The sequence below is a fragment of the Frankia tisae genome (assembly GCF_025403405.1).
Classification (GTDB): domain Bacteria; phylum Actinomycetota; class Actinomycetes; order Frankiales; family Frankiaceae; genus Frankia; species Frankia tisai.
The window spans coordinates 1-1698 of the sequence record NZ_JANEZT010000655.1; the positions used below are offsets into that span (position 1 = coordinate 1).

2 protein-coding genes are annotated in these 1698 nt (G+C 75.6%); both read left to right on the forward strand.

Translation table 11 applies throughout. From position 1 onward, the window contains the following. Positions 1–103 precede the first annotated feature (103 nt). The gene (gene moaA / locus NBZ85_RS30870) at positions 104–1090 is read left to right on the forward strand and encodes a GTP 3',8-cyclase MoaA (RefSeq protein WP_261559540.1); all 987 of its coding nucleotides are present in this window, start codon (positions 104–106) and stop codon (positions 1088–1090) included. Further along, positions 1087–1698, forward strand: a 612-nt coding sequence (mobA, locus tag NBZ85_RS30875) for a molybdenum cofactor guanylyltransferase (protein ID WP_261559538.1), incomplete at its 3' end; no start/stop codon positions are given. The genes moaA and mobA, both read left to right, overlap by 4 nt.

Below are 1698 nucleotides of genomic sequence, written 5' to 3' on the forward strand. Positions count from 1 at the left end.
GATCGGACGTGCCTCGCCGGCATCACCGGTCGGTCCGCATGACCGTCCGCCCTGGCCGAAGGGCCCGGTGGGTTCGGGCGCATGGGCTCTATACGCTGGACCGGTGAGTCTTGTCGACACCCATGGTCGCGTCGCTTCGGACCTGCGGGTGTCGCTGACCGACCGGTGCAACCTGCGGTGCGTCTACTGCATGCCCGCGGAGGGTCTGCCCTGGCTGCCGTCGGCGCGCCTGCTGACGGACGACGAGGTCGTCCGTCTGGTTGGCGTCGCGGTGCGGCTGCTCGGCGTGACCGAGGTCCGGCTCACCGGCGGCGAGCCCACACTGCGGCCCGGCCTCGCGGCCCTGGTGGCCCGGCTCGCGTCCCTGCGGCCACGGCCGGAGCTCTCGCTCACCACGAACGGCCTGTCGCTCGTCCGGCTGGCCGGGCCGTTGCGCGCCGCGGGTCTGGACCGGGTCAACGTCTCCCTGGACACCCTGGAGCCGGCCCGCTTCGCCCGGATCACCCGCCGCAACAGGCTCGGCGACGTGCTCGCGGGGCTGCGGGCCGCAGCGGCGGCCGGCCTCGCCCCTATCAAGATCAACAGTGTTCTCGTGCGTGGCGTCAACGACGACGAGGCTGCCCGGTTGCTGCACTGGTCGCTGGCCGAGGAGTACGAGTTGCGGTTCATCGAGCAGATGCCACTGGATGCCCAGCACGGCTGGCAGCGATCGACGATGGTCACCGCGGCGGAGATCCTCACCGCCCTGCGAGCCGAGTTCACCCTGCGGCCCTTGCCGGGGCGGGGCAGCGCGCCGGCCGAGCTGTTCGAGGTCGACGGCGGGCCGGGCCGGGTCGGGGTGATCGGCTCCGTGTCCGCGCCCTTCTGCGCAGAATGCGACCGGGTCCGGCTGACCGCCGACGGTCAGGTGCGCAACTGCCTGTTCGCTCGGCAGGAGAGCGACCTGCGCGCGGCCCTGCGCGCCGGTGCGGACGACGAGCGGCTCGCCGCGCTGTGGCGGGCGGCGGTGCTCGGCAAGAGGGCCGGCCATGGGATCGACGAGCTCGGTTTCCAGCAGCCGGACCGGCCCATGTCGGCGATCGGCGGATGACTGCCCCGCGGGCCGGCTGCAGCGCGCTCGTGCTCGCCGGCGGCGCCGCCCGCCGTCTCGGCGGCCGGGACAAGCCGGCCGTCATCGTCGGCGGAACCACGCTGCTCGACCGGGTGCTCGCCGCCGTCGCCGGGGCCGAGCGCATCATCGTCGTCGGCCCCCGGCGCGAGCTCGCGGAGCTCCCCGAGGGCGAAGTGGCGTGGTGCCGGGAGAACCCGCCGGGCGGCGGCCCGGTCGCGGCGATCGTGGCGGGGCTGGCGGCCGTCAGCACCCCGTTCGTCGCCGTCCTCGCGGCCGACCTGCCGTTCCTCACCGGCCGGGAGATCGAGCTGCTGCGCCGCGGTGCAGAGCAACCCGCGGCGGACGCCGCCGTCCTGGTCGACCCGGGCGGGCGGCGCCAGTACCTCGCCGCGGTCTGGCGCACCGCGCAGCTGCGGGCGGTGCTGCCCACCGACCCGGTCGGCCGGCCGGTGCGCGGCCTGTTCACCGACCAGGTGGTGACCGCGGTGCGCGCGGACGCCCTCGCCTGCCTGGACTGCGACGCACCCGCCGACGTGGCCCGCGCGCGCCGGTGGGCCGGCCGGGTCCGGCCGGGCACGATGCAACGG